This is a genomic window from Synechococcus sp. H55.8 (assembly GCF_047462375.1).
GTDB lineage: Bacteria > Cyanobacteriota > Cyanobacteriia > Thermostichales > Thermostichaceae > Thermostichus.
In genome coordinates, this window is record NZ_JANSJC010000008.1 from 51035 (window position 1) to 76231 (window position 25197).

Annotated in this window: 22 protein-coding genes, 1 pseudogene and 1 CRISPR repeat array; of the genes and pseudogenes, 9 read left to right on the top strand and 14 right to left on the bottom strand. The window is 59.1% G+C overall.

All coding sequences use genetic code 11. From position 1 onward, the window contains the following. Positions 1-6 precede the first annotated feature (6 nt). Entirely contained in the window at positions 7-390 is a 384-nt protein-coding gene (locus NW862_RS05290; RefSeq protein ID WP_414335441.1) for a LapA family protein, read from the bottom strand. An 84-nt stretch (positions 391-474) separates the two neighbouring features. Beyond that, positions 475-1485 (bottom strand): c-type cytochrome biogenesis protein CcsB, encoded by a 1011-nt coding sequence (gene ccsB, locus NW862_RS05295; protein ID WP_414335454.1) that lies wholly within the window; start codon positions 1483-1485, stop codon positions 475-477. Between the two features lie 239 nt (positions 1486-1724). Between ccsB and NW862_RS05300 the strand changes: the two genes are divergently transcribed. Together NW862_RS05300 and NW862_RS05305 are read left to right on the top strand one after the other, a co-directional pair. Next, complete coding sequence (locus NW862_RS05300) at positions 1725-2945, top strand: hypothetical protein (RefSeq protein ID WP_414426986.1); 1221 nt, start codon at positions 1725-1727, stop codon at positions 2943-2945. Positions 2946-3718: 773 nt separating this feature from the next. Continuing rightward, positions 3719-4675, top strand: a complete 957-nt coding sequence (locus tag NW862_RS05305; RefSeq protein ID WP_414335953.1) for a sigma-70 family RNA polymerase sigma factor — start codon at positions 3719-3721, stop codon at positions 4673-4675. Here the strand turns inward: NW862_RS05305 and gcvT are convergent. After that, on the bottom strand, positions 4672-5796 hold the full coding sequence (gene gcvT / locus NW862_RS05310; protein WP_414426987.1) for a glycine cleavage system aminomethyltransferase GcvT: 1125 nt from the start codon (positions 5794-5796) through the stop codon (positions 4672-4674). The genes NW862_RS05305 and gcvT overlap by 4 nt on opposite strands. 162 nt (positions 5797-5958) lie before the next feature. Further along, positions 5959-7101, bottom strand: a complete 1143-nt coding sequence (locus tag NW862_RS05315; RefSeq protein ID WP_414426988.1) for an energy transducer TonB — start codon at positions 7099-7101, stop codon at positions 5959-5961. A gap of 256 nt (positions 7102-7357) precedes the next feature. Here NW862_RS05315 and NW862_RS05320 point away from each other — a divergent pair, with 256 nt between their 5' ends. Next, positions 7358-7846 carry a VOC family protein gene (locus NW862_RS05320; RefSeq protein ID WP_414335947.1) on the top strand — a complete coding sequence of 163 codons (489 nt, stop codon included), beginning with the start codon at positions 7358-7360 and terminating at the stop codon, positions 7844-7846. A gap of 19 nt (positions 7847-7865) precedes the next feature. Continuing rightward, positions 7866-8717 (top strand): Tab2 family RNA-binding protein, encoded by an 852-nt coding sequence (locus NW862_RS05325; protein WP_414369081.1) that lies wholly within the window; start codon positions 7866-7868, stop codon positions 8715-8717. Positions 8718-8975: 258 nt separating this feature from the next. Continuing rightward, positions 8976-9460: a CRISPR direct-repeat array (repeat unit 36 nt; unit sequence GGTTCCCCTTCGGGGGGATCCCTAGAAATTGGAAAC). Between the two features lie 168 nt (positions 9461-9628). On the opposite strand, the gene NW862_RS05330 is transcribed toward NW862_RS05325, so the two are convergent. The 5 genes from NW862_RS05330 to NW862_RS05350 form a co-directional block, all read right to left on the bottom strand. Next, positions 9629-10975: an FGGY-family carbohydrate kinase gene (locus NW862_RS05330; RefSeq protein ID WP_414426989.1), complete on the bottom strand. Its 1347-nt coding sequence runs from the start codon at positions 10973-10975 to the stop codon at positions 9629-9631. Then, positions 10976-12586 carry a glycoside hydrolase family 57 protein gene (locus NW862_RS05335; protein WP_414347085.1) on the bottom strand — a complete coding sequence of 537 codons (1611 nt, stop codon included), beginning with the start codon at positions 12584-12586 and terminating at the stop codon, positions 10976-10978. A gap of 173 nt (positions 12587-12759) precedes the next feature. Beyond that, entirely contained in the window at positions 12760-14241 is a 1482-nt protein-coding gene (gene glgA / locus NW862_RS05340; RefSeq protein ID WP_414335696.1) for a glycogen synthase GlgA, read from the bottom strand. Positions 14242-14403: 162 nt separating this feature from the next. Continuing rightward, positions 14404-14841 carry a DUF2996 domain-containing protein gene (locus NW862_RS05345; RefSeq protein ID WP_414335695.1) on the bottom strand — a complete coding sequence of 146 codons (438 nt, stop codon included), beginning with the start codon at positions 14839-14841 and terminating at the stop codon, positions 14404-14406. Between the two features lie 76 nt (positions 14842-14917). Next, positions 14918-15283: an NAD(P)H-quinone oxidoreductase subunit M gene (locus NW862_RS05350; protein ID WP_414426990.1), complete on the bottom strand. Its 366-nt coding sequence runs from the start codon at positions 15281-15283 to the stop codon at positions 14918-14920. A 107-nt stretch (positions 15284-15390) separates the two neighbouring features. Between NW862_RS05350 and NW862_RS05355 the strand changes: the two genes are divergently transcribed. Next, the gene (locus NW862_RS05355) at positions 15391-16479 is read left to right on the top strand and encodes a radical SAM/SPASM domain-containing protein (RefSeq protein ID WP_414335693.1); all 1089 of its coding nucleotides are present in this window, start codon (positions 15391-15393) and stop codon (positions 16477-16479) included. A 60-nt stretch (positions 16480-16539) separates the two neighbouring features. Here NW862_RS05355 and ylqF read toward each other — a convergent pair whose 3' ends face one another. Both ylqF and NW862_RS05365 read right to left on the bottom strand, forming a co-directional pair. After that, positions 16540-17391 carry a ribosome biogenesis GTPase YlqF gene (ylqF, locus tag NW862_RS05360; RefSeq protein WP_414335692.1) on the bottom strand — a complete coding sequence of 284 codons (852 nt, stop codon included), beginning with the start codon at positions 17389-17391 and terminating at the stop codon, positions 16540-16542. A gap of 152 nt (positions 17392-17543) precedes the next feature. Then, on the bottom strand, positions 17544-19025 hold the full coding sequence (locus NW862_RS05365; protein ID WP_414426991.1) for an RNA-guided endonuclease InsQ/TnpB family protein: 1482 nt from the start codon (positions 19023-19025) through the stop codon (positions 17544-17546). Between NW862_RS05365 and NW862_RS05370 the strand changes: the two are divergent. Together NW862_RS05370 and NW862_RS05375 are read left to right on the top strand one after the other, a co-directional pair. Further along, positions 19002-19148: pseudogene (locus NW862_RS05370) on the top strand (hypothetical protein); the annotation flags it as partial. The gene NW862_RS05365 and the pseudogene NW862_RS05370 sit on opposite strands and share 24 nt — an antisense overlap. 21 nt (positions 19149-19169) lie before the next feature. Then, positions 19170-19655 (top strand): 2Fe-2S iron-sulfur cluster-binding protein, encoded by a 486-nt coding sequence (locus NW862_RS05375; RefSeq protein WP_414335682.1) that lies wholly within the window; start codon positions 19170-19172, stop codon positions 19653-19655. Between the two features lie 75 nt (positions 19656-19730). Here the strand turns inward: NW862_RS05375 and leuC are convergent, their stop codons facing one another. The 3 genes from leuC to NW862_RS05390 form a co-directional block, all read right to left on the bottom strand. Next, positions 19731-21134, bottom strand: a complete 1404-nt coding sequence (gene leuC, locus NW862_RS05380) for a 3-isopropylmalate dehydratase large subunit (protein WP_414335680.1) — start codon at positions 21132-21134, stop codon at positions 19731-19733. 132 nt (positions 21135-21266) lie between these two features. Next, positions 21267-22355, bottom strand: coding sequence for a polysaccharide deacetylase family protein (locus NW862_RS05385; RefSeq protein ID WP_414335678.1), 1089 nt, complete (start codon positions 22353-22355; stop codon positions 21267-21269). A 79-nt stretch (positions 22356-22434) separates the two neighbouring features. Beyond that, a complete protein-coding gene (locus tag NW862_RS05390) occupies positions 22435-23427 on the bottom strand; it encodes an NAD(P)/FAD-dependent oxidoreductase (RefSeq protein WP_414347596.1) in 993 nt (330 codons plus the stop codon). A gap of 206 nt (positions 23428-23633) precedes the next feature. On the opposite strand from NW862_RS05390, the gene NW862_RS05395 reads away from it, so the two are divergent. Further along, a complete protein-coding gene (locus NW862_RS05395; protein WP_414337296.1) occupies positions 23634-24590 on the top strand; it encodes an SPFH domain-containing protein in 957 nt (318 codons plus the stop codon). 3 nt (positions 24591-24593) lie between these two features. Further along, complete coding sequence (rimM, locus tag NW862_RS05400; RefSeq protein WP_414335673.1) at positions 24594-25145, top strand: ribosome maturation factor RimM; 552 nt, start codon at positions 24594-24596, stop codon at positions 25143-25145. Positions 25146-25197: the final 52 nt, after the last annotated feature.

The following is a 25197-nucleotide window of genomic DNA, read 5'->3' on the forward strand; positions in this document are numbered from 1 at the left end:
GCAGTTCTAGGCAGGGGATCCCTCGGTGGCCACTTCTTTCACCTCCTGGATGTCCTCTTGGGGTTCGGCGCGCTTGCTGGGGGGCAGTTGCTTGACTTTGGCTTCCAGCTCCACCACCATTTCCTTGAGCTCGGTGATGGTGACTTCCTTCTCCTGCAGTTGCCGATTTTTTTCGCGGGCTTCGATGCTGAACTGGACACGCATCCAGAGGCTATACAGCCAGGCAAGGGCGGCCCCGATCCCGGCAGAAGCCAACAGTTCAATCACCAGCGGGCTTTCGATGCTGACTCCGGGGGCGAAGTTAATCGTGACCGGGGTGGCGTTTTGCATGGCAAAAAGAGCGATTCCCAGGAGGGCCGAGAACAGGATCAGGTAGTTGAACAGTTGCATGATTTTCTCCTTCGAGGGATCCACGACGGCTTGCCAGCACCAGAATACCCACAAACGGGGGTTGATTTGTTGGCCCGAGAGATCTCAGAAGAACCAGCCATAGCTGTGTAAGCCTTTGCCCAGAAAGTTCACCCCCAGATAACACACCCAAACCACCCCAAAGCCCAAGCTGGCCAAGAGGGCGGGGCGCCTGCCCTGCCAGCCTTTGGTGATGCGGGCGTGCAAATAGGCGGCAAAGACCAACCAGGTAATCAAAGCCCAGGTTTCTTTGGGATCCCAGCTCCAGTAGGTACCCCAGGCTTCGTTGGCCCAGACGGCGCCGGCAATGATGCCGATGGTGAGCAGCGGGAACCCCAGCCCGATTAGCCGGTAGCTGGTGTTGTCTAAGATTTCCGCCAGGCTCAGCCGTTGCCAAGCGATCGCTTCGTTGGGTGCCGGTTGGGGAAGAGGTTCAGCCGGTCGGGGGGAGCGGATCCCGGCGTAGACCAGTTCTGCAGCAGGAGATGGCAGGGTGGCTTCTGTCCATTCCGGGTGGGTTGCAGGCTGAGAGGGGCGAAATTGCAGGCCGAGGGAGTTGCCCTTCAACTGAACTTCCTGGCCGCGGGTGACGATGAGAAAAGTGATGGCCAAAAGGGATCCCACCAAGAGGGCTGCGTAGGCCAGCAGCATCACAGTTACGTGCATCATCAGCCAGTTGGATTGCAAAGCCGGCACCAGTGGCTGGGCCGCCTGCATATCTTCCGGCAGGGCCAGGGCGGCAAAGGCCACAATGCCTGTCGCCAGCGGGGCGGTCGTCACCCCCACCCAACGGCTACGAGTCCAGTGGAGAGCCAGCAGGTGCAAGGTGGTGATCCCCCAGGCCAAGAAAAACAAAGACTCGTACAAGTTACTCAAGGGGAAATAGCCGGCATCGATCCAGCGGGCCGTCAGCAGGGCGGCGATCGTCAAGTTTGCCCCGATCATCCCCGCCAAGCCCAGCTCAGACAGAAGCTGCACCTGGGGAAACGCTGCCCCCCCCCAGTAAAACAGCATGGCCCCCAAACAGACAGCAAAGGCCATGTTGTTGAGCAAAGCCTGCCACTGAGCTAGATCCAAGCCTGCAAAAGCCGTTATCGCCAACCAAGCCATACCTGACCTCAAAAGTTCTCCTGACCCCGCTTGGGCCAGACCGCTGATCCCATTCTAGGGTGGGGGAGGGGATCTTCCCCAAAGGACACATGCTGGTAATGTGGGGATGGCTTATCTGCTGCTCGGCAGGATACCGAAAGTGTTGGGATGTGAGGCTCATGCAAGGACACGCGGGAAAGGCCAGAACCTGGAGATGGGGATGGTGGATGGCTCTGGTGGCAGCTCTTGTGCTGGTCGCTTGCGGTGGATCCCCGCCTGAACAGCCCCAGGAACAGCTACCTCAGCTCGAGCGGGTACCAGTGCCGCCGGAGATTGCCAAGCTGGATGCCCACTTGGAGCACTGCCGTCCGCGGGTGCAGATCCTCAGCCCTAAGCCGGGTGAGGTGTTGTCGGAGCGGCAAGTAACCGTTCGCTTTGCAGTGCAGGGGTACCCCCTTTTTAAGGATCCGCAACTGGGCCTCGGCCCCCATTTGCACGTAGTGCTGGACAACCGGCCCTACATCGCCCATTACGATGCCGATGCTCCCCTTGTTTTTGAGGATTTGGAGCCGGGATCCCATACTCTGCGGGTGTTTGCCGGCAAGCCCTGGCACGAGAGCTTTAAAAACTCCGAGGCCTACGCCCAAGTCAGCTTCCATGTGCTAGCGCCTACGCCGGAATACGTGCCGCAGCCGCACCTGCCTTTGCTCACCTACAACCGCCCCACCGGCAGCTACGGTGCCGAGCCGATCCTGGTGGACTTTTGGCTGGCCAACGCCCCGGTACGCGAGAGTCTGCTGACCGACCTGCCGCGGGATTGGCGCATCCGCTACACCCTCAACGGCCAATCTGGCCTGCTGGATCGCTGGGAGTCTTTTTACTTGAAGGGCTTGAGGCCCGGTCGCAATGTGATGGTGGTGGAACTGGTGGACAGCAAAGGGGATCCCATCCGCAACGTGTTCAACAGCGCTGCCCGCGAGATCACCTACACCCCCGGCGGCCAAGACACTCTCTCCAAGCTGATCCGCGGCGAGCTGAAAGCGGAAGAGGCCCTGGCCATTGTGCAGCCCCAGCCCACACCGACGCCGACGCCAGAACCAATACCAACACCGACATCAACGCTGGCACCCACTCTTACACCAGAGCCGACGCCCACTCCTGCACCACGTCGCCAGCCGCGCTTTCAACTCCGGCGTCCCCGTCCCACCTCAGAAGGGATCCCGGCTGAGGTCACACCTGCTGTGCCAACCCCAGCGGCTGTAGTGGCCACGCCGAAACCAACACCTAGCCCCTTGCCTACGCCTGCTCCCACTCCAACACCTCAACCTGAGGCTACGCCTTTGCCGCGCATCACTCCTCTCCCGCTGCAGGAGCAACGCGTGCGCCAGCAGGGGTTGCGGCTTTTCCCCCCGGGACTCCACAGCCCGATCCTCTCAGTTGAGCGATAGGGTGATACAAAAATCCCGACTCCGCTGCTAGTGTCTAAAATCGAATAACGACGATAATTTCCACTAGATTTGGGGATAGAGGCACAGACCTGTTCCCCAGCAAGTCGTCCTCATCCTCAGGGTGTTCCAAAAGCGCACCCATGAATTGTTCTATTCCTTGCCAAGTAATGGCCATTTCAAATCGGTCGAGACACTTCCCAAGCGCTCCTGGCTTCTCTCCCAAGGGAAACCCGCCTCACCTTTAGCCTCTCTGCCTCTAGGGGAGGAGAGTTAGAGATTGACATCACAAACCGTTTCATTGCCATTTGAAACGACTAAAGCTTTTCTGATGATCCCGCAAGCAAAAATAGCCATCTCCGGTTCTACGAATCAGATAAAAAACAATTTTTCTTGTCTCCAATAAATCCAATTTAGCAATTAAAAACTCATCCAAAATCTAGAATATTTTTCCTCAGGCTATCTAGGTTTTAAACTTAGATTTATAAGATGCTTGATTTCTCCGGCATTCCTTGCCGTGGGGTTACTGTCCGTCAAAATAGGAAAATATACACTACTGGTAGAGTCTAGTGAATCAGGCTCAACAAATTTAGTGAGTCGAACACTCGGCATCAGCTCAATTTTTTTAAGGTTAGAGCCTTTACGAGAATGCTTTTGTGCTGATATGAATAAGGTGCTGTTTGCAGCAAGGTCGGCTTCCTAGTGGGAAGAAAGCTTGACGCGACAGCAGAAGAGAAGATTCTGACAGGGCATCAACTTATGGTGTGGGGTTGGATATGTCGGAAAATCTTGAGCTGCAAGACGCAGTGGGGCGTTTCTTAAAAATCATTGGGCGCTACTCGTTGCTCACTGCCGAGGAAGAACTGCGTCTGGCCCACCAAGTGCAGCGGATGATGGCCCTTCTGGAGCAGCGGCGGCAGCACGAGTCGCTGGAGGATTGGAGCCAACGGCTGGGGATCCCTTTAGAGGAGCTGCAGCAGATCCTGCGGCAGGGGGAAGCCGCCAAGAAGCGCATGGTGGAGTGCAACCTGCGCCTGGTGGTGTCGATTGCCAAGCGCTACCGCAACCGCGGTCTGCCCTTTCTGGATCTGATTCAGGAGGGCACCATCGGCCTCACTCGCGCCGTGGAAAAGTTCGATCCCACGCGGGGGTACAAGTTCTCCACCTACGCCACCTGGTGGATCCGGCAGAGCGTGAACCGCGGCATCCAAAACAAGGGGCGCCTGATCCGGCTGCCCGCCCACATGTACGAGAAGGTCTCCCAGGTGAAGCGGCGCTACCGCGAGCTGTCCGCCGAAAGGGGATCCCGGCCTGCCGCAGAGGAAGTTTTCGATTCGCTGGATATTGGCGACAACTACCGCGAACTGATCACCCGCCACATGGCGGAGATGCGTTCTTTGAATGTGGGAGTAGGGGACGAAGACGGCACCGAGCTGCAACATTTTATCCCCGACGAGGACAACGATCCGGTCGAACATCTGAACCGGGTTGCCCATTGCGAGGAGGTGCGCGCTCTGGTGGGCCAACTGAGCGAACGCGAGCAGCAGGTAATTGTGGCCCGCTATGGGCTGGATGGGTCGAAGGGCCTGACGTTGCGGGAGATCGGGGAGCACATCGGTCTTTCGCGGGAGCGAGTCCGGCAAATTGAGCGGCGGGCCCTGCGGAAATTGCGGCGGCTGCAGCAGGAATACTCCACCCCCAAGGCCGGCAGACAGCTCAACTCCCCAAGCTAACCGGAGCCTGCCCCTCTGTAGAAGGGCTTTTTTACCACTTCGGCGGGCCGGCGCTGGCCCCGAATCTCAATCTCCAGCCGGGATCCCACCTTGGCCCAAGTTGAATCCACATATCCCAGGCCAATGCCGTAGCCCAAGGTAGGAGAATGGCTGCCGCTGGTTACCCGCCCGATCGGCTCAGGGGAGTTGGGAGCGTAGATGGCATAGCCGCTGCGGGGAATGGCTCGATCCAATAGGCGAAACCCCACCAGGCGACGCGGGATCCCTTGCTCGCGTTGACGTTCGAGGGCCAGCTTGCCAATGTAGTCCCCTGGATTGTTGACCAACCAACCCAAGTCAGCTTCCAGGGGAGTCGTGCTCTCGTCCATGTCCTGGCCGTAGAGGCAAAAAGCAGCCTCTAGGCGCAGGGTATCGCGGCAGCCGAAGCCACAGGGCTGTACTCCTGCCTGCACCAGTTGCTCCCAGAGCCAGCAGCCCTCTGGGGGGCTAAGCAAGATCTCAAAGCCGTCTTCTCCGGTGTAGCCGGTGCGGGCCACAAAGACCCTTGCCCCTGAGGATCCCCCTTTTTGAGGAGCAAACTGCCCGTGTTGAAAGCGGCGCAAAGCCTTCAGGGATCCCGCCAAAAAGGGCTGAAGGACCTCTTCCGCTGCCGGCCCCTGCACCGCCAGCAACACCTGCGACTCGGTGTGATCCTGCAGTTCCAGCCCAGGGATCCCCTGCTGCTGCAGCCACTCCCTATCTTTGTGGCGGGTGGCCGCGTTGACGATCAGGCTCCAGTGCTCCAGCTCCCCTTGCGGTGGATGCCGGTAGAAGATGACATCGTCCACAATGCCCCCCAGCGGATTGAGCAAAACCGTGTAGCGAGCGGATCCCGCCCGAACGGCGGCCAGGTCGCTGGGCACCAGCCGGCTGAGGTGGGATCCCAGCTCTGGCCCCCAGAGCTCGAACTTGCCCATGTGGGAGATGTCGAAGACGCCCGCCCGCTCCCGCACCGCTCGATGCTCGGCCACCACCCCTTGGTACTGCAGGGGCATTTCCCAGCCGGCAAAGGAGACAAACCGCGCCCCCAAGGCTTGATGGAAGGGAAACAGGGGGGTGCGCTGCAGGGAAGTTGTGCCCATCAACGGATCTCTAAGAATCAAGGACTAGGATAAACGCACCGTCGCCGATTCTCCGAGCTTGTCCAGTGCCTTCTGTCCCTGCCATGATCCGCAATTGACAAGCTGGAGCGATCCCTGCAGTTCTGCTGCGACGTTTTGGGAGGCAGCACCGTGAGGCCGTTGTCAGTTAGCCGATCCACCTACGGTTAATTGTCCCAACACGTTGATGTCGAAGGTGAAGTTGATCGTCACCGAGTTGCCCTCATAGGCTTCAGGCAGAGGCAAAAAGGGTGCCGCCCGCTGAATCGCCGTCAGCGCCGCGTCGTCGGTTTGTTGGCTGCCAGATGTGCGCCCTAAGCGAATGCTCTGTAGGTCGCCGGCTCGACCCACGGTGAAGATCACCACCGTGCGGCGGGAAGTGCCGGTCTGCCCTGGGATCCAATTTTGTTCCACTTTCCGTTGCAAAGCTGCCAGCCAAGGGCCCCAATCCACATTGGCCCGCGCCGCCACACTGGGGGGGTTGGGAGCCGACTGGGTGGGGTTGGCCAAGCCGCTGGCTCCTCTGCCCTGGATCCCAGCCCCATCACTGGGAGCGGAAGCGCTGATGGGCGGCCCCAACTGGGAAGAATCGGAGGGCCGCTCAGCAGGGAGAACCTCCGTCGGCGGTTGGGGAGCAGGCGCAACGGGCTGCAATTGGCTGAGATCCGAAGCCCGCTCGCTGGGCTGCACGGGTAGAGGCTCGGCGGTGGGGGGAGGCGTGGGAGCCGGCGTGGCAGGAGGAGCAGCCGCCACGGGCGGCGGGGTCTGGGTGGGAGTGGGTCGGGGGGCTGGGGTGGGCGGAGGTGGGGCTGCAGTTGGGGTTGCCGCAGGCCGAGGAGGAGCCGGAGGCGCAGTTGGTGTGGGGGGTGGGGTAGGTCTAGGAGTGGCCAGGGCAACTTCCGCCGGGGCAGGTGGTGGCACAGGGGCAGGCTGCTGTGGTTGCGGCGGCTGGGGTTGGGGCGGAGGGGGTGGGGGAGCCTCCTGGCGAGGAGCAGCCTGGGATTGGGGTGGACTGCCCTGGGAAGGAGGGGCTTCCGCCCGTTTGCCCCCATCGCGGGAATCCACTTCTGAAACCAGCTTTGCCTCTTCCGGCGGCTTGAGATCTTCTGGCTCCAGAAGGATAAACTCGATGGCTTTTTGTTCTTCCTGGCGAAGCGGCCAAAACCGACTCCAGTAGAGCAAGGCCAGCAGCGCCAGCGCATGCAGCAACAAGGACAGCGCCACCATCCAAAAAAAATCGCGCGACTCGTCCTCGCGGCGGCGCTGTTCAACCCAGATGCTGGCCATGGCCAAGATTGCCCCTTCTTACAAACCTCTCAACACACCGAGTTCTCTTGTTGCAGACTCGGCCACTCCGTCCCGCTGACGCGAGCGGATTACACACTAGCTAGTGTTATAGCATCCGAGCGGTTGGCACTCCTGCGCAAAGGCGTACAGCTTGGGCCTGAGAAGGGATCCCACCTGGCAGCAGCCGTTCCAAAATCGCCTACCTTGATAAAGAGCAGGGATCCTGAGTCGAGCAGGCTGCTTTGCGAGAGAGCCCATGGAACCCATCCGCTTTCATCTGGCCTTTCCCGTTGCCGATATTGCCTTGGCCAAGACTTACTACGGCGAGGGCTTGGGTTGCCAAATCGGTCGGGAAACGCCTGTTTCAGTCATTTTGAACCTCTATGGCCATCAACTGGTGGCCCACCTCACCCAGGAAGAGCTGAGGCCCCAGCGGGGCATCTACCCCCGCCACTTTGGCCTGATCTTCCCTGCCCAAGCAGATTGGCAGGCGCTGGCTGAGCGGGCCCAGGCACGGGGATTGCCTTTCTATCAGGAGCCGCGCTGGCGCTTTGTCGGCACCCCCCTGGAGCACGGCACCTTCTTTTTGCAGGATCCCTTCTACAACCTGCTGGAGTTTAAGCACTACCGCCACACCACCGCCATTTTCGGGGAGCGGGAATGGGCCATGGTCGGGGATGAGGCTTCGCACCGCTCGCGGGAACACCCCTCGGCCCACTCAGGTGGTGGCGAAAGTGGCACATAGCGCGAACAGGAGGGATCCTTTGGCCACTCAACCCCTAGGCCCTGCGCGCGGCCCCATTTGGCAGATGGATTTTAACGCCGTTCCGCTGCGGGATGCGCAGGAGCGGCGGGTTTGGGAGCTGCTGGTGTGCGATGCCAGCGGCCAGTTTCGCCAGGCCCAGTACTGCAGCAACCAAGAGGTCAATAGCACCTGGGTGGCCCAACAGTTGCGCAGCTATTTGGAAGTGGCCCCCCAGCCCCCTTCGGCCATTCGCGTCTTCCGCGCCCGCATGAGCTCCATTTTGCAACGGGCCTGCAACGCCGTTGGGATCCCGATGCTGCCCAGCCGCCGCGTCTATGCCCTCAAGGCCTGGATGCGGGAACGGGCAGAGCAGGTTTACCCTCAGGAAACCCAATTTACCTACAGCCCCGAGCCGCCGGTGGAGACGGATCCGCCGGATCCCATCCCCCTGCCGGACAAGTTGCAGGGGGAGCGCTGGGCGTTCGTTACCTTGCGGGCCGGGGATCTGCGGGATGCCGAGACCTGGCCAATGGAATTTGGCGAGCTGTTCCCCCTAAACTGGGAGGCCCTGGCGCCTGACACAATCATTCCTGGGTTGGTGATTGCCTCGCGGCGGGCGCTGCCCATAGCAGCCTGGCTGAGCGGTATGGAGCCTGCCTACTTGACGGTGGCGGAGGGACGGCTGCTGTTCGAGGCTGGCCTCAGCGATTGCTACCTGTTTGCGCAACTAAAAGATGAAAAGCTGCAAGCGGAAGCAGAAGGCTTTGCCCAACGCCAACGCCAAGCCCAAGGGATCCACTTCCTCGCCATCCAAAGCGATTTCCGGGCCCAGTCTTTCGCCGGCTTTTGGCTGATGCAGCATCCCCTTTAAAACCGTTGTCGGCCCCTTACGTGGATCCTCAAGCTAGCTGTGTTGGCAAAGCAACACAAAAACGGTAGCAGCGGCTCCGCGAGCGCCTCGCCAAATCCCGCAAAGGCCGATTCTTTCGTTGACCCGCTCGATGCCTTGCGCCACAAGGCTTTCAGGCCTCTCACCCCCCTCTTCCAGGCCCTTTTTTGCCGTCTTCGACCGACCCCCTCGCAAATGGGTCTTGCATTCCTTGCCCCGCTTGGGTTTAATAAGGGTAGAGGTTCCCCTTCGGGGGGATCCCTAGAAATTGGAAACCTGAGTTTCAATGTGGGGTGGCAGGAACTCCATGGCAACGGTTCCCCTTCGGGGGGATCCCTAGAAATTGGAAACGTTCCCTCGTCTACGGGGTAGACGGGGATTTCCAAGTCGCTGGTTCCCCTTCGGGGGGATCCCTAGAAATTGGAAACCATAGATTTGTGAAGGGTGGTGAGAGACTAATCCACCCTGGTTCCCCTTCGGGGGGATCCCTAGAAATTGGAAACCTTACCTAACCACTGCCAGGGGCGGCGGCATTTCGGTTTGGTTCCCCTTCGGGGGGATCCCTAGAAATTGGAAACCAGTTGGTTTACATAGTAAAGTGCTTTGACCAATGTGGTTCCCCTTCGGGGGGATCCCTAGAAATTGGAAACACCTCATCATAGGCACTCTCTTCCCCCCGCCAGCGGGTAGGTTCCCCTTCGGGGGGATCCCTAGAAATTGGAAACTAGACCACAGTCGGGCAACCCTGATAGCCGCTGATCGGTTCCCCTTCGGGGGGATCCAACTTCCCTCACCCCTGGCCCCTCTCCCAGTGGGAGAGGGGAGGCGAGCGGTTAGCTCTTCGGGGGATCCCTAGAAATTGGAAAAGATAAAGAAAAGAAATTGGAAACTCCCTAGAAAAGGCGGCTACGGAACTCCGAGTAGATCTCGGCATAAGCCTTGACCCACTCGGAATCCGGCTGGATGAGGCGTTCCACCTGTACCAAGCGATCGGCAGCCTGCTGCACCGAACAGCACCAATAGGCTGAGGCGGCCAGGATGGCTGCCCCTACCGCCGGCTCCGGGTGCCTGACCACTGCCAGGGGGCGGGCGAGGATGCTGGCCCGCAGGCGCAGCCAGAGGGGGCTTTTGCAGCCGCCGCCAGTGGTTAATAGCGGCTCTTGCACTGGGATCCCGTGGGCAATCAAGGTTTCCAGCCCCAGCCGCTCCACCATCGCCACCCCTTCCAAAAGAGCTGCATAAAAGCGAAGGGATCCCACTTCCGCCTGGGGCAAGAAGCCGGCAAATTCGCTATCCAGGATGGGAAAACGCTCGCCGGGCCGGCAGAGAGGATAGCTGACTAGGCCCGTGGGCAGATGGGCCTCCGCCTGCCGATCCAAGGCAGCAAAGTCGCCGCCGGGAAAGAAGTGGGGCAGGACGCCGCCGCCGCAAAAGGAGGCCGCCCCCGGCCACCAACCGCTGCGGTCGGGGTGCAGATGAGAATAGATACTCGGCGTTTGCACAGGGTCAGGGCTGTTGGCCTTGAAGATAAGAGTTGTGCCCAGGCTGGTGGAAACCTGCCCCAAGCGAGTAGCTCCTGCTGCCAGTTGCCCGGCGCAGCCATCGGTGATCCCGGCAGCAATCAGCACTTCTGGCCCCAGCTCCCACTCAGGCCGCACCGTTCCCAGAACTGTTCCTGGCGCCACCACCTCAGGAAAGCGCTTGGGATCAAGGCCCTGCTGAGATAGCCGCTCCCGCGGCCAGGTGTAGGTTTCCAGGTCAAAGCCGCTCTTGAGGGCATGGGTGTGATCGGTTACCCGCCGGCGGCCCCCCAGTTGGCTGAGGAGAAAGTCCGCCGGATGGGCCAGGTAGCTGTCCCGGTATTGGTCGGGATGGGCCTCTGCCCACCACAGCCAGCGGCCGAGCCCCCAACTGGCAGGGATCCCCAGGCGCTGGGCCTGGGCCTGGCCCCGCAGGTCGGAATACAGCCAGGCTTGATCCAGCGGCATGCCCCGCCCGTCCACCGGCAGCACTGTACCCGAGGTGCTGCAGGCACTGAGGGCGGCAATGGCGTAGCGATCCCCCAGTTGAGCTTTGAGGTGGCCCAGCAGCGCCTTCAGGGTGCGCAGCCAGCGGCCTGGATTGGTTTCCGGGGGATCCCAGGAGCGCTCGCTTTTGACCACCACCTCCCCTGTCTCGGAGAGGGCCACCACCCGCATCCCCGAAGTGCCCAGATCGATCCCGAGAAATACAGGGGACATTCAGAGGGGCCGGTAAACTCGGTAGTTGATGTTGGGGAAGATGTTGTCCATGTATTCCACCTTGGCCAGCCACTGCTCGTCTTCGGGGGTGGCTTTTTCTCGCCGCAACTGGCCGGCTTGGATCTTCTCGTAGAGGTGATTGAAGCGCAGCAGGTGGGACTTGGTGCGGCGTACGGCATAGGGAACCATCGTCCCCGTGCGCATGATGAAGGCCCAGTCGGAAGATTGGGCCAACAGCACTTCCCGCGCCGCCTGGTTCAGGGCTCGCCACTCCAGGTCATCGGCGGGCTCACGGCGGCTCAGCTCGATCATCCGCTCGGTGGCCTTGTGCAAGTGGGGATAGATCCAGGCGTTGGTGGGGTTGAGCCAGTACTCGTGGAAGCCGCGCGCCCCCCAACTGGATTGGGCCGGTTTGCACACCTGTTGGGTGGGGTTCTCCCGCAAGTACTCCGCCAGGTGGGTCATGCGATAGGTGGTTTGGTCGAAGTAGCTCTTGCGAATGAGAAAATCCAAAAACCAGGGGCCCTCGTACCACCAATGGCCGAACAGCTCAGCATCGTAGGGAGCCACCACCAGCGGCGGGCGCCCCATGACGCTGTGCAGATATTCGATCTGTCGCTGGCGGTTGAACATGAAGTTGCCCGCATGTTCTGCCGCCTTCTCCCTGGCCCAGTAGGGATCGTAAAGTTGCTTTTGCCCCAGATCTAGGTTGCGCCCCGTGATGCGATGGTACTTGATGCCGGTGTTTTTCCGCTGGCCGTTGGGCATGATGTAGGGCTTGATGTATTCGTAGTCGGCCTCATACCCCAGGTCTTTGTAGAACTCGCGATAGACGGGATCCCCGGGGTAGCCCACCTCCGCCGACCACACCTGTTGGGAAGACTCGTGATCCCGACCGAAGACGGCAACACCGGTCTCGGTAAAGATGGGGGCGTACATGCCGTAGCGGGGCCGTGGCTTGGCGTAGAGCAGGCCGTGGGCGTCGGTGATCATGTAGCGCAGGCCAGCATCGGCAATCATCCGCTCCAGCCCTTGGTAGTAGGCGCATTCCGGCAGCCAGATCCCCCGCGGCCATTGGCCAAAGTGCTCGTTGTAGTGCTCGCAGGCCACAATCAGCTGCGCCCAAACCGCCTGCGGGTACATCTGCATCAGGGGCAGGTAGCCGTGGGTGGCGCCACAGGTAATGATCTCCAAGTTGCCGCTGTCCTGAAACTGTTTGAAGGCCCGCACCAGGTCTCGGTCGTAGCGCTCCCAGAGATCGCGGACCATGGCAAATTGCTTGATGTAGTGCTCGGCTAGGTAGCGAATGTGGCCGTTGGTGGCGTTCTTGTCGTACTCCAGTTGGGCCAGCTCTTCCAACTTGGTTAGATAGTGGTCGTAGCGCTCCTGCAGCAAGGGATCCCGCAGCATCGACACCAGCGGCGGCGTCAGAGACATGGTGAAGCGAAAGTCGATGCCATCTCGCCGCAGCCCCTCGAACATGTGCAGCAGCGGGACATAGGTCTCGGTGATGGCTTCGTAGAGCCACTCTTCTTCCAGCACAAAGTCCTGCTCGGGGTGGCGCACAAAGGGCAGGTGTGCGTGGAGTACCAAGGCAAGATAGCCTATCATGGCGGCTAGGGATCCTCAGGTGGGAGAAGATAAGGGAGCAAGCCTTCCTTCCCCAGCAATCAATCTGTAGGGAAGGTTAAGAGCAGCATTGCTACCTATCGTCCAGCATTTCCCCCTCGCGGTCAAGGGCTGGGATCGCTGGGGATCGCTGGTGGCCGCCGGGGGGATGTTGGTCAGGACCAGCGGTGGCGAATTTGGTCGTAGATCTCCAGGTATTCTTTGCCGGGGTAGTTCCAGGAGTAGTCGTAGCTCATGCCCTGGATCTGCAGTTGGCGAAACTGGTCGGGGGCGGTGTACCACAGGTCGATGGCCCGATCCAGCGCCGACTCTAGGGCTGCGTGATCCGTGTGGTAGAACACGTAGCCATTGCGTTGCTCAGGCAATTTGCAACTGTCGTAGTCGCGGTCAAAAACGGTATCCACCAGGCCGCCCACGCCCCTCACCACCGGAACTGTGCCGTACTTGAGGCCGATCATCTGGGTGAGGCCGCAGGGCTCGTAGTGGCTGGGCACCACCAGGATGTCTGCCCCTGCATAGATGAGGTGGGAAAGTTCTTCGTTGAAACCCAGCTCGATGTGAACGTCGGGGTTGTCGTTGAGGTAGCGTTTCTCATGGGCAAACCAGGCGCCGATCCCCGGCTCCGTGGCGGATCCCAGGAGAACAAACTGGGCATTTTTGAACAGGGAGCGGTAGATGGCGTGGTGCACCAGATGCACGCCTTTCTGTTCATCGAGGCGTCCGATATAGGCCACAATCGGCTTTTCGACATCTTGCAACAGCAGCCGTTCCCGCAGGGCTCTTTTGTTTTTGGCCTTGTTTTCCAAAGTTTGCGCTGTGTAGCGAAAAGGAATAAAGCGGTCGATCTCAGGGTTCCAAATATCGTAATCGATGCCGTTCAGGACGCCGCGAAACTTGTGCTGGTGTAAATAAAGCGTGTGACCCAGCCCATAGCCGTAATCGCCAAATCGCACTTCCAGGGCGTGGTTGGGAGAAACCGTGGTGACAAAGTTGGAAAAGACGATCCCGCCCTTCATAAAGTTGAGGGCAAAGGGGTTAAAGTTATCTCGCAGACGATCGTAGTGGAAGTAATAGGGCTCCCGATTGAGGCCAGTGGCCCAAAGAATTTCCGGGCCGCCAAAGCCCTGGTGCTTGAAGTTGTGGATGGTGTAGCATACCCGCTGGTTTTCCATGCCGTGGTACTTGTAGATCTCAAAGAGCAGTACCGGCACCAGTCCTGTCTGCCAGTCGTGACAGTGGATGATGTCGGGGCGCTTGTTGCTTTTGAGGAGAAACTCCAAAGCTGCCTTGCTGAAAAAAGCAAAGCGCATGTTGTCGTCTGGGCAACCATAGTAGCAGCCGCGATTGAAGAAGTTGTCGCCGGAGTGGGGCTCAATAAAAAAGCAAAGGCGGCCATGTACCCAGCCGCAGTACACCGAGCAGTGGATGGCTCCCCCATACCAGGGCACCCAGAGGTCGCGGTAGGCATCGTGCAAGCCCCAGATCTGGTCGTAGCGCATGGTGTCGTACTTGGGCAAAACCAGCTCGACACAGTGCCCCCGCACTTCTAGCTCCCGGCTGAGGCCGTACACCACATCCCCTAGCCCACCCGCCTTAATGACGGGGGCACATTCCGACGCAATCTGCACGATGTACATTTCGAGATCTCCCGTAGCACCGCCTTACTTTTCTTCACAAAAGATAATCTCTTTTGGCTTCGCTAGCCCATCCCCCGCCTCAGCGAAAAGGGATCCCCGAATAGGGATCCCTTCTGGCAGAACAGGCGCGATTTGGCTGGGCTATCTAGGAGCTTGGATCCCTCAATACCACTGCTGGGCGTAGAGGCGCTGCACCAGATAGAAAACAAACAGGTTCACGTCGACGCGGCGCTCGTCGATCATAAAAGACTCGAGGGTGCTGGCCGGGGATCCTTCAACAGCACAGCGGAAGAACTTGGGCCCGTTGAGGGATCCCTCAGCAAAGAGGACGCTAAACTGCTTCTTGCCGCCGGCAAATGAGCCGACCAGCGTCTTGCCCTCCAGCCGCAGTTGCAGATCGTTGACGCCGCGTTTCTCAAAAGCGGCGATGGTTGCTGGGATCACGTCTTCTGCAATCAGTTGCTCAAAAGGCTTCTCTTCCTTGGCCGGTTTTTTCGCGGCGGCTTTGGCGGAGCCAGTCGCCTCAGTAGCAGGATTAGCGACCTCGACAGGGGCCGACTTTTCGCCAGTGATCTCTTGAGGGGTGGGTTCTCCAGACATGGATCGGTGCTCCGACAACAAGTAAGTTGGGCTACAGACTCAAATGGGCTAGATCTGTCCAGAAGGGCGAAGAGGGCTAGCCTTTGGGGATGTACTGGCCGACGATCCCTTCGGCAGGGATCTGGGGGAAGCCCATGCTGTAGTTGGGAGTACGCCCCTGCAGGTTGTAGGCAATCTCCCCCTGCTTGAGGAGAGAGCGAATGAAGTGTTCCAGGTCAGACCCGATGCGCCGTAGGTTGTACTCGGTCAGATCCCGGCCCCTGTACTCTTCCACCAATTCCTCAAAGCGGGCATAGACCTTCCGCAGGGCGGCATCGTTCCAGACCAGCTCGTTATCCGGATCCACATCGAGGGTGAGCAGATCGTCGCGGGGCACAAAGTTGTTGTCGGCAGTAACCTCGCCGGCAAAGATGTGAACGTGGCGGGTGGTACATTTCAGCATTACAATGGCTCCAATCTGGATCTAACCTTCTCAACAGCGTATCACTACCTAGCGCCAGTGGGGGATCCGCCATTTGTCCTCAGCCTGCTTCCGCCCAGGTTTTCTCTATGCCTGCTGCTGTTTCCCCACTGGAGCGACTACACATCGAGGTAACCAACGTTTGCAACTTTAAGTGTGAGTTTTGTCCAGATGCGATCATGCAACGGCGGCGGGGGCATATGGATCCCGCGCTGCTGGAGCAGATTTTGGCAGAGGTAGCGGCAACAGGGCTAGCCCGCGTGATTGCTTTTCACCTGATGGGGGAGCCGTTGCTCTACCCACACCTTTTTGAGGGCATTCACAGGGCCGCTGAGCTTGGTCTCCGCCTGCACTTGACCAGCAACGGTAGCACCTTCGCCCTCTGGCCGGAGCACGTTGAAAAGCTGAGCCGCAGCCGGCTGACGAAGTTGACGCTCTCTCTGCAAACTCCCGATCCGGCTACCTTCAGCATCCGCGGAGCACCGACCCGCCTGACGCCGGAGCGCTACTTTGCCGGGATCACCCAGTTTCTGCAGACGCATTTGCGCTCGACCAGCCCTACGCGGGTGCATCTCAAGTTCCTGGATACTAGCCCCCACCCTTTTTTGGTGCCGCACAAGGCTCTTTCGGTGATCGATTCTGCCCAGCAGATGCGCGCTCAGCTCTCGGCTTGGGCCAGACGAGCTTTGCAAGGGATCCCTGATGCACCGGCTCCCGATTGGGTGGACGCCCAGATTGCCACTTATCGAGCGGGCCGCTGGCAGCAGATCCCCATCCATCCGCGCTTGGTTTTGGAAACGTTCCCGTTGGACAGTTGGGGCAATGTGGAAACAAACCGGGTGATCCCAGCCCGTTGGGGATACTGCAATGGGGCTTCTGCTCAGGCGGGGATCCTCTACGACGGTACGGTGGTGCCTTGCTGCAAAGACTACGAAGGGCGAATCCCACTGGGGCAGGTGGCGCCGGGGAGATCCCTGGCCGACATTTTGCGGGGCCAGCCGGCCTGTGTGCTGCGGCAGGGGTTCCATCGCTTGCAGGTGAACCATCCCGTTTGCCAGCGCTGTATGGGCGGAGACACTTTCGCCAAAGCCTTGGCCAGGCAAGTGGGTTCTGTTGTCTACTTCAAGGTGTACCGGCCCTGGAAACAGAGCTTGGATCCCGGCTGGGGACAAGTGTGAATGGTTTCCAGATAAAGTCAATGCCCCCTGGCGGCCCCACGTGACTTTCTTTTGGGCGGCTCAGGTATCGGGAGGGAGTTCCAAGACCAGTGGCCCCAGCAAGCCCTTGCGATAGTCGTTGAGAATTTGCCGCGCCGCTCGTTCGGGATTCCCCTGATAGCGTCGCTCGGCCAGCTCTTGCACGGCTACGTTGCCGAGAGGGATCGCATCCGTCCAGCCGTAGCGCTTTTGTAGGAGCGCTTGGGCTTGGGGCTGCACCTTCAGCACCTGATCCAAAAAGTGGGCCGCCACCCGTTCGGGATCGTAGGCGGCTGCGCCGATGTCATCGCAGATGGCCAACAGAGAGGCCGCCTGCTGATCCGGCAGAGAGGGCGGAATGATGCCCGGCGAGTCCAACAGATCCAACTCCCCTCCCAGCCGCACCCATCGCAATTGCCGCGTCACCCCCGGACGTGCGGCGCTCTCGACGGCCCGCCGCCCCAAAAGCCGGTTCAGCAAAGCGGATTTGCCCACGTTGGGAAAGCCCACCACCACGGCCCGAACCGCCCGCGGTCGCATGCCCCGCTGTTGACGTCGCCTATTGACCGCCTGCCCCAGTTGCAAAATCGCCTGTTTAAGGCGATTCACTCCTTCTCCCGATTGGCCGTTGGTGGGATAGACAGGGATCCCTTGCCGTAAAAAATACTCCTGCCAAGCTTTCAGATCCCTGGCTTCGATACAATCCACCCTGTTCAGAGCCAGGAGGCGAGGTTTTTCCCCCAGCCATTGGCCCAGATCGGGATGGCGGCTGGCCAACGGGATCCGTGCATCCACCACCTCGATCGCCACATCCACCCGCTGCAACTGTTCCCGCAATTGGCCAATGGCCTTGGCAATATGGCCGGGATACCACTGGATGGCCGGAGAACCCATGCCGCCAAAACGTTGAGAGTGAACAACAGCAATCAGCAGTGGGATCCAATCTAGCCCAATTCCCCACAAGAGGCTCGACTGGCCCACCAAAGTATTCAATAATACAAGGCAGAGGGCGCTAGGATCCCTCGCCTGGGCAAGCTAATGATGAACTACCCCACCGCATGGGCGGGTGGGGTTTCCCCATCCGCCTGACGGCAAAGCTTTTGTCTCTTCCTCTGCCCCAGTTGCTTCATGGATCCCGTGTACCGGGCCCCTGAGGTAGAGCTGAAGCATCCAAGACTCACGAGGCGGGTTCCCAGCCCCGGTTGCTGGTTGGTAGCAACATTGAACATAACCATCACCGTCCCCCTGTCCCTCTCTATCGCAAAACCACAGGCAGAACAGACATGGTAGCGATTACTCAAGTCTGCCCACTCCTTGTGAACCGCACCACACTTCGGACAGCGCTGGGAAGGCTTGATGGCTTGCGTGGGAAGAAACAAGACCAGACCGCCCTTCTGCTCAATTTTGTAGGTCAGCAGCCGGTTGAGGGTTGCAAACCCCACTGACAGAATGGCTTTATTCAGTCCAGCCTTGCGCTTCTTCCCTTTACCCTTTGCCTTGCAGGTCATGCCCTTGACGTTGAGCTTTTCGGTCACGCCGACGTCATAACGACGGGCAATCTCTGACGTAACCTTGTGTTGCCAGTCTTTACGCTGACGGGCAACTTTGGCTTTGAGCTTAGACTCTAGCCGGTTGATTTTCTTCCATCTCCTGGAAGCCTTCACCCCCTTCCTAGGCGCACGCTTTCGTCGCTTGAGTTTGGCAGTCTTGCGAATTTTCTCCTCACTCCTCTGCGTAAACCGAGGATTGCTAACCTCATAGAACTCACTCCCGTCATACAAGGTTATGGCCGTCTCGGTGCCCAAATCGTAGGCAACAATCGACTCATACTTCAACTCTGACTGGGAACCATGGGGTACTTCTACCTCAACGGTGAAGGAAGCATACCACTGCCGCAACGATGGTTTGTAAACAATAGTTAGCGTGGTAGGCTTCCCCCAGTCCTTGGCCTTGCCCCGCATCCTTAGGGCGATGCCCAAGTCATTGAGAGTGACGGTGCCGTGCTTACCGTTGCTAGCTACCTTCCATCCCGAAGTGCTGGGATAGGTCCAGCCGGAATACTGCCGGATTGCCTTGAACTTAGGCTTTTTGCTCAGACCTTGAAAGAAGCGCTGATAGGCAAAGTCTACCCGCTTGACCGTAGCTTGCAGAGATTGGGAGTGCAGTTGGGCAAACTCCGGCCACGCCTGCTTGAACTCTGGCAGGAGGTTCTGCTGCTCAAGGTAAGTAACTGTGCGGCGATTGCGCCTGTACTCGTATTGCCGATGAGCAACGCAAGCATTGTACAGGTAGCAGTGCAAACGGCGAGCAGACCACAAGGCCCGCTCTTGGGTTTGGTTAGGATACAGCCGAAATGTCTGCCGCCTAGTTACCAGTCCAATTTCACTCACCTTACAGAGCTCAGTCGAGGCGAGAGTAAGGATAACACTTTCTGCATTTCTAACCTTGTTTCGAGTGTTGAGACAACGGTTCAGCAAACAGATCAATAATAAGATAAAGTGTATTGGGGAAAGACCAAGCTCTGGCACGATTCCAAATGTATGGTTTCCTGTGGCGGTGCACCCCTAGAAATTGTGAAACGATACATCCAGCACCCATCAGGGGGTGCTATCCATCCCCACCCGGGTGGGGAATTCCGCACGTCTAGTTAAGGCATGTAACAGGGGAGAACCATGGTCAAGCGCGTGCGATTGGATCCCATTGCCCAGGTGTCTGAGATTGCCACCAACAGCAATTTGCTCTCGGTGCTGCTGCAAGAAGAGCTGAATGTGTTGAAAGAGTGCGGCGGGCGCGGCCTCTGTGCCACCTGCCATGTGTATGTGAAAGAGGGGATGGAGTCTCTCTCGCCGGTCACCAAGCGGGAGCAGCGCACTCTGGAGGTGATCACCACTTGCAAGCCCAATTCCCGACTGGCCTGCCAAGCGCGGGTCCTGGGAGAAGGGGTGGTGGTGGAATTGCCGGCGGGGATGTACATCAATGCCTTTAAGGATATCGAGGCGTTGATCGGGCGGCGGGCCGAACAGCCGCTCTTGCACCCTGTAACCGGCGCGATTTTGGTCCAGCAAGGCAAGCTGATTACGCGCTCGGTGCTGGAATCGGTGAGGGATCTGGATCTGGATATCCAAGAGGCTTTGACTCGCAGCAGCCGAGATTTTTAGTGTTCGCGAAGCGGAACGTAGTCCTTGAAGCCCGCACTCTATGCGTCAGCATGAGCGCGGGAGTACGTCACGGTTTCAAAGCAGCGTTCGCACATCCACCACTTTGCCGCTCACGGCCGCTGCCGCCACCATGGCCGGGCTCATGAGCAGGGTGCGCCCGGTAGGGGATCCCTGACGGCCCTTAAAGTTGCGGTTGGAAGAAGAGGCGCTGATCTGGCGCCCCACCAACCGATCCGGGTTCATCGCCAAACACATGGAGCAGCCGGGATCCCGCCACTCAAACCCTGCTGCCTCGAAGATCTCCCGCAGGCCCTCCTGTTCGGCCTCCTGCTTGACCCGCTCCGAGCCGGGTACTACAAACGCCTTTACCCCAGGCGCCACCCGCCGCCCCTTGGCGATCTTGGCTGCCTCCCGCAGGTCGCTTAAGCGGCCATTGGTGCAACTGCCAATGAAGCAGACATCCACCGGCGTCCCCACAATGGGATCCCCCGGCTGCAAATCCATGTAAGCATAGGCCTCTTGGGCCAGTTCCCGCTCGCTTTCCGGCAGCTCCTCGGGAGCCGGGATCCGCTCATCCACGCCAATACCCTGGCCGGGGGTGATCCCCCAAGTAACCGTCGGGGCAATGTCGGCAGCTTGGAACACGACCACGTCGTCATAGACCGCATCGGGGTCACTGGCCAGGCTTTTCCACCAGGCCACTGCCTCTTCCCAGTCAGATCCCTGGGGAGCGAACTCCCGCCCCTTTAGATACTCAAAGGTTACCGCATCGGGATTGACGTAGCCGCAGCGGGCTCCCCCCTCGATGGACATGTTGCAGAGGGTCATGCGCTCTTCCATACTCATGGCCTCGATGGCGCTGCCGCCGTACTCGTAGGCGTAGCCCACCCCGCCTTTGACCCCCAGCCGGCGGATGATGTGCAGGATAACATCCTTAGCGTAAACCCCCGGCCCCAACGTGCCCTGGATCTCGATGCGGCGCACCTTGAGTTTGGACAAAGCTAAGGTTTGGGTGGCCAACACGTCCCGCACCTGGCTGGTGCCGATGCCGAAGGCAATCGCCCCAAAGGCCCCATGGGTGGACGTGTGGCTATCTCCGCAGGCAATGGTCATCCCCGGCTGCGTCAGCCCTTGCTCCGGCGCGATGACATGCACGATCCCCTGCCGACCGGAGCCGCTGTTGTAGAAGCGAATGCCATGTTGCCGACAGTTGCGCTCCAATTCCTGGATCATCTCCTCCGCCAAGGGATCGGCAAAAGGCCGCGCCCGGCCGTCGGTGGGAATGATGTGATCCACTGTAGCCACCGTCCGCTCCGGGAACAGAACCGGCAGATGACGCTCCCGCAGCATGGCAAAAGCTTGCGGGCTGGTGACCTCGTGGATCAAGTGCAGGCCGATGAACAACTGCGTCTGCCCCGAGGGCAACATCCGCACCGTGTGAGCATCCCATACCTTGTCGAATAGTGTCCTCTCGCTCATCTTCCCGGCCTGTAGCCAATTCCTGTAACCCTTCAATGTGCTACCTGGGGGAAAGCTTGTCAAGGTACAGGCTTTCGCACCTCAGTTCTCTGGCCAGGAAACTCCTGCGGTAGCCGATGAGAAGAGTCGCCTTCAAGCGGGATCCCTGAAAGCCGGCCAGGGCAAAAAGCGATAGCCTGCCTCTTCAATGGCGGCGACGATATTCGGCAGGGCCTCGGCGGTATGGGGCCAGCGATCGTGCAGCAGCAAAACCAGGGGTTGATCCGAATTCTTGAACACCTGCAACTGGGCTTGAACGCGTTCCAACAGTTGGGCCGCCGTTTGGCCGGCATAGGCATCTTCTGGGCTCATGTTCCAGTAAAGAACGCGATACCCTGCCTGCTCCAAAGAACGCCGTAAAGCCGAATCGAGACGAAAACCTCCCGGCGGCCGAACCACCAGTTGGGGATCCAAATGCAACGTTTTCAGCAGTTGCGTTGTCTGATCCACCTCGGCATAGAAGATCGCGTCACTGCTGTAGAGGCGTCGATAATCGTGAGTAAACGTATGGTTGGCTATGGTGTGGTGGTGAGCCCGAATGGATTGGGCCAATTCTGGAAATTGAGAGACATGATTGCCGATAAGAAAGAAGGTGGCCGGAATCTGTAGCTGATCCAAAACCTCTAAAAGGCGAGGGGTGGACTGTGGCCAGGGCCCATCGTCAATGGTGAGGAAAGCAGAACGGGGCGGCACCTCTAATAAGGGCTCCAGCACCTCTTCCAAAGGCAGGGGCAAAGGCTGGCTGTTTTCCCAAGGATCAAGCCAATTGGGATCTGCCGCCCAGCCGTGTTGCAGCACCACCTCCACATGAGGGGGAGCAGGGGTGATCAACAGGCGCCCGGTGTGCTCGTCCTGGTTGCCCCAGCTCAGCCGGTAGGGCAGCTCCGCAGGCACCTCAACAAGGGTCGAACGGGTAATCACGGCATAGGGAATGTCGATCAAATAATGCCCGTTCACCCGCTCTTGATGAACCCAAGCAGCAGAGGGAGCCGACAAATAAATGAGGAGATCTTGCGGGTTGCTGCCGCGCACGACTCGAACGCTCTCAATCGGGAGAACGGGGTCGTATTCTGAGGTCAGGGTTAGGTTGAGATCGAAAAGCGGTTGGGCCTCCACCGCGTAGTAGTACAGCCCCACCAATAGGAAAACCAAGAAAAAGATCGCCGCTTTCAGAGAATGCATGGAAGTTGCCGGGGCTTTCGCAACAATCATAGGGCAGAAGGCTACCCCAACTCTCCAGAGAGAGCAGGATGAGCTCAACTTATGAGCGCAGGCGCTCTTCCCATTTACGAGCAGGAGAGGCGCGGCGGATGTCCCGCCAGATGGCTGTGGCAGCCAGGGTGCCATCGGCAACCGCAATTGACACCTGGTTCAGGCCCTGCTTCAAATCCCCGAGCGCAAACAGGCGCGGGTGGGCAGTGCGGCACCACTCGTCGGTGAGCAGACTCTCCCCTTGCCATTTCAAGTCAGGGATCCCTTTCAAGTAGTCGTTGTGGTATTTGGCTCCCATCGCCACCAAGCCGGTGGTAGCCTCAATGTAGGTGCCATCCTCCAGCTCTACCCCTCTCATCTGGTGGTTTTCTCCCCAAAAACGGCGAATGGGAGCTTCGTAGAGGGGATAGCCGTGTTCGGCCAGTTTTTGGCGCATTTCAGGGCCAACCGAGCAGAGGCCGTGGGTCAACACCGAGATATAAGGCGTAAACCAGTTGAGGACAAAAGCGGTGTTGATTTGAGCCTCGGAGCCGACGATCAAAACCGCCTTTTGATCCCGCATTTCATGGCCATCGCAGATCATACAAACATGCAGCGAGTAGCCCGCATACTCGTAAACATTTTGCATGTCGGGCAATTGCGGCAAATGGTCGATGATGCCCGTTGCTGCAATCAAATATCGGCTGCGAAAAACGGGGTAGAGGCTGTTGACTTTTCCCACCTTGACCTTGACGGCAAAAAGCTCTCCCTCATCCTTCACATCTTCCACATAGCCCCACAGATAGTCCATCCCCAAGCTGAGGGCGTGCTCCCTTCCCTGTCGCAACAGCTCCCGCCCTGGCGTGGTCGGAGGTAGGCCGAGATAATTGCGCAAATCCTGCATCCAAAAAGAGCGGCCTCTGCCTTTTTCTACGACCAGGCAGCTCAAGCCGTAGCGAGCCAGATAGATCGCCGCCGACAACCCCCCTGCGCCGCCGCCGGCGACAATGACATCGTAGATTTTGTTCAAGCCAACTTCTAGGTTCTTGCTGTTCAGCTTCATAGACGGCATCCTCTCGTAAGCTTTCTACTGGGTAACCTTCAAGTCGTCGGTCGCGGATCCAAAAACCTTAAGAAAATCCATATGTCCCGAAGGTCTGCTTATCCTGTTCATGCATCATGTCTCTATTAAGGCGTGTCGAGGTGAAGGGATCAGTTCCAACAACCGTCTAGAATAGGGGCTGAACTCTCTGTCAGGAGAAGAACCTTATGCCAGGCATCTTAGCGGCCATTGCCCTCATCTTCATTGGCTACCTGTTCAACTCGGTCAAGATCATCAGCCAGGGGTATGAGGCACTGGTAGAGCGTTTGGGCCGGTTTCACCGCAAGCTAACCCCAGGGCTGCACGTTATTCTCCCCCCCCTCGACAGAATTGTTTTCCAGGAAACCATTCGCGAGAAGGTACTGGACGTGCCACCGCAGCAGTGCATCACCAGCGACAACGTTTCGCTGATGGCCGATGCAGTGGTTTATTGGCGCATCACTGATATGATCAAGGCCCGCTATGCAGTGGAGGATGTGCAACGGGCTTTGATTAATCTGGTGCTGACGGCCTTGCGCGCCGAAATTGGCCGCATGGACTTGGATCAAACCTTTTCCTCCCGTGCCGAGATCAACGCCCGCCTTTTGACAGAACTGGACGAGGCCACCGATCCCTGGGGGATCAAGATCACCCGCGTAGAAGTCAGGGATATCCAGCCCTCTAAGACGGTGCAAGACTCGATGGAAAAGCAAATGGCTGCCGAACGGGAAAAGCGGGCCGCCATCCTCAAGTCGGAAGGGGAACAGCAGGCCAGCATCAATCAGGCGGCAGGGGCTGCTAAGGCACAGTTGTTGCGAGCAGAGGCCGAGAAGCGGGAGCGGCTGCTGCTGGCCGAGGGTACGGCTGAGGCCATCAAAACCATTGCCGCCACTCTGCAGGAGAACCCGGAGGCAGTCAATGCGCTGCAATACCTGATGGCGCAAAACTACATCGATATGGGTTTCAAGGTGGGCAGCAGTCCCAGCTCGAAGGTGATCTTTATGGATCCCAACTCCATCCCCGGCACCCTGCAAGGATTGGTCTCCATGGTGGACGTTGCCAAAAGCGGACAGGGCTCCGGATCGCAACCGTTGCGCACCTCCGCTGCTTTCCCAACTGAGGTGGATCTTCCTCGGCTCGACTAAACCATGGTGGCTTCAGCCCAGGAAGGAGCTCCTGCTTGGCTGCTGGTGGGGCAGGTGGTGGCGGCCCATGGCCTGCGGGGCTGGCTGCGGGTCAAGTGCTGGTCAGATTTCCCGGAGCGACTCACCCAGCCGGGGCCCCGTTGGCTGCAGCGGGATGCGGATCCGGAGCCCCTACTACATCCTTTGATCGAGGGGCAATTTTTCCCGGCTAAGGGCCTTTACTTGGTGCGACTGGAAGGGATCCCCGATCGAACGGCGGCAGAGGTTTGGGTGGGAGCCAAGGTGCTGGTGCCGGCTTCCCACCGCTTGCCCCTCCAGCCGGAGGAGTACCACTACCGCGATCTCATCGGCTTGGCCGTCTATCACCAAGGAGAGCTGCTGGGACAGGTTTCGGGGATTTTGGCCGCCGGCCAGGATGTGCTGGAGATAACAACCCCTGACCGCCGACAGGTGTTGATCCCTTTTGTAAAAGCCCTGGTGCCCGTTGTGGATTTGGAAAAAGGCACGCTTCAGGTACAGCCGCCGCCGGGGTTGGTGGAGAGCTTTCTGGGTTAGGGTCTGGAGAGATAGACTGATTTCTCTACCTGCATCCCCTCCTGAACTCGGC

What these genes read in the sequence shown, in the direction of transcription:
- NW862_RS05290 (WP_414335441.1), bottom strand. Translation starts at nt 390, where the DNA reads ATGCAACTGTTCAACTACCTGATCCTGTTCTCGGCCCTCCTGGGAATC.
- NW862_RS05300 (WP_414426986.1), top strand. Translation starts at nt 1,725, where the DNA reads ATGGCTCTGGTGGCAGCTCTTGTGCTGGTCGCTTGCGGTGGATCCCCG.
- NW862_RS05305 (WP_414335953.1), top strand. Translation starts at nt 3,719, where the DNA reads ATGTCGGAAAATCTTGAGCTGCAAGACGCAGTGGGGCGTTTCTTAAAA.
- gcvT (WP_414426987.1), bottom strand. Translation starts at nt 5,796, where the DNA reads ATGGGCACAACTTCCCTGCAGCGCACCCCCCTGTTTCCCTTCCATCAA.
- NW862_RS05315 (WP_414426988.1), bottom strand. Translation starts at nt 7,101, where the DNA reads ATGGCCAGCATCTGGGTTGAACAGCGCCGCCGCGAGGACGAGTCGCGC.
- NW862_RS05320 (WP_414335947.1), top strand. Translation starts at nt 7,358, where the DNA reads ATGGAACCCATCCGCTTTCATCTGGCCTTTCCCGTTGCCGATATTGCC.
- NW862_RS05330 (WP_414426989.1), bottom strand. Translation starts at nt 10,975, where the DNA reads ATGTCCCCTGTATTTCTCGGGATCGATCTGGGCACTTCGGGGATGCGG.
- NW862_RS05335 (WP_414347085.1), bottom strand. Translation starts at nt 12,586, where the DNA reads ATGATAGGCTATCTTGCCTTGGTACTCCACGCACACCTGCCCTTTGTG.
- glgA (WP_414335696.1), bottom strand. Translation starts at nt 14,241, where the DNA reads ATGTACATCGTGCAGATTGCGTCGGAATGTGCCCCCGTCATTAAGGCG.
- NW862_RS05345 (WP_414335695.1), bottom strand. Translation starts at nt 14,841, where the DNA reads ATGTCTGGAGAACCCACCCCTCAAGAGATCACTGGCGAAAAGTCGGCC.
- NW862_RS05350 (WP_414426990.1), bottom strand. Translation starts at nt 15,283, where the DNA reads ATGCTGAAATGTACCACCCGCCACGTTCACATCTTTGCCGGCGAGGTT.
- NW862_RS05355 (WP_414335693.1), top strand. Translation starts at nt 15,391, where the DNA reads ATGCCTGCTGCTGTTTCCCCACTGGAGCGACTACACATCGAGGTAACC.
- ylqF (WP_414335692.1), bottom strand. Translation starts at nt 17,391, where the DNA reads ATGGGTTCTCCGGCCATCCAGTGGTATCCCGGCCATATTGCCAAGGCC.
- NW862_RS05375 (WP_414335682.1), top strand. Translation starts at nt 19,170, where the DNA reads ATGGTCAAGCGCGTGCGATTGGATCCCATTGCCCAGGTGTCTGAGATT.
- leuC (WP_414335680.1), bottom strand. Translation starts at nt 21,134, where the DNA reads ATGAGCGAGAGGACACTATTCGACAAGGTATGGGATGCTCACACGGTG.
- NW862_RS05385 (WP_414335678.1), bottom strand. Translation starts at nt 22,355, where the DNA reads ATGCATTCTCTGAAAGCGGCGATCTTTTTCTTGGTTTTCCTATTGGTG.
- NW862_RS05390 (WP_414347596.1), bottom strand. Translation starts at nt 23,427, where the DNA reads ATGAAGCTGAACAGCAAGAACCTAGAAGTTGGCTTGAACAAAATCTAC.
- NW862_RS05395 (WP_414337296.1), top strand. Translation starts at nt 23,634, where the DNA reads ATGCCAGGCATCTTAGCGGCCATTGCCCTCATCTTCATTGGCTACCTG.
- rimM (WP_414335673.1), top strand. Translation starts at nt 24,594, where the DNA reads ATGGTGGCTTCAGCCCAGGAAGGAGCTCCTGCTTGGCTGCTGGTGGGG.